Genomic DNA, 1,008 nt, shown 5'->3' on the forward strand with positions numbered 1-1,008 from the left:
GACCGACCCGGCATCGGTGTGATGCGTCAAACCGGTGAAGTCCTCGGCCCCTTCGCGGCGGCGGGTCCACAGCGCCATCTCGAGGCAGTCCAGCACCAGGGGCGTGGTCATCGAGGTCGCCGCGCGCCAGCCCAGGATCCGCCGGGAGTGAGCGTCGAAGACGAACGCGACGTAGACCCACCCGGACCACGTCCACACGTAGGTGAAGTCAGCCACCCACAGCTGGTCGGTGCGTAGCCGGGCGAAGTGCCGGTCGACCAGGTCAGCCGGCCTGGTCTGACGGACGTCGGTATCTGCGGGGCGCTTGCGGGCTCCGCGCCGGACACCGACGAGCCCGAGCTCGCGCATCAGCCGTTCGACGGTGCACCGGGCGATGTCGTGCCCGTCACGGCGCAACCGCAGCCAGAGCTTGCGTGCCCCGAGCAGCCGGCGCTGGGCCTGCCAGGTGTCGGTGATGATCGACTTCCATCGCTCGTCGGAGGTCGCCTGCGCCGACGGTCCACGCCTGCGGGCGTCGTAGTACGTCGACGGGGCGATCTTCACGCCGTGCTCGCTGAGCACTGCGCAGATCGGCTCGACGCCCCATCGCAGACCACCGTTGGCGCGGTCCTTGTGCGCCTCGATGAACTCCACTACCTCGTGCGTGGCCGGTCGAGCTCGGCCGCGAAGAAAGCCGAGGCGGCCTTCAAGATCTCGTTGGCTCGCCGAAGCTCGGCGTTTTCCCTGGTCAGACGCTTGATCTCGGCCTGCGCCTCGCTCGTGATGCCAGGTCGATCGCCGGCGTCGACCTGGCCGCGGCGAACCCACCCGCGCACGGTCTCCGGCGAACCCACCCCGAGCATCTGCGCCACGGCCGTAATCGCGGCGTACTCGCTCGGGTAGTCCGGTCGCACCTCGGCAACCATCCGCACAGCCCGCTGACGAAGCTCAGCCGGGTACTTGCTGGGACGTCCCATGAGACAGATCCTTCCAAGGAATCCAGTCTCCGGACACGCCGGGGTGACTCAG

The 1,008-nt window shown here is 68.8% G+C and carries 2 protein-coding genes; both read right to left on the minus strand.

From position 1 onward, the window contains the following. Positions 1-633, minus strand: a 633-nt coding sequence (locus tag N866_RS21175; RefSeq protein ID WP_162177350.1) for an IS3 family transposase, incomplete at its 3' end; no start/stop codon positions are given. Beyond that, the gene (locus tag N866_RS21180; RefSeq protein ID WP_034229847.1) at positions 633-956 is read right to left on the minus strand and encodes an IS3 family transposase; all 324 of its coding nucleotides are present in this window, start codon (positions 954-956) and stop codon (positions 633-635) included. The genes N866_RS21175 and N866_RS21180, both read right to left, overlap by 1 nt. Positions 957-1,008 lie beyond the last annotated feature (52 nt).

The sequence above is a fragment of the Actinotalea ferrariae CF5-4 genome, from assembly GCF_000603945.1.
In the GTDB taxonomy this organism is placed as follows: domain Bacteria; phylum Actinomycetota; class Actinomycetes; order Actinomycetales; family Cellulomonadaceae; genus Actinotalea; species Actinotalea ferrariae.

What these genes read in the sequence shown, in the direction of transcription:
- N866_RS21180 (WP_034229847.1), bottom strand. Translation starts at nt 956, where the DNA reads ATGGGACGTCCCAGCAAGTACCCGGCTGAGCTTCGTCAGCGGGCTGTG.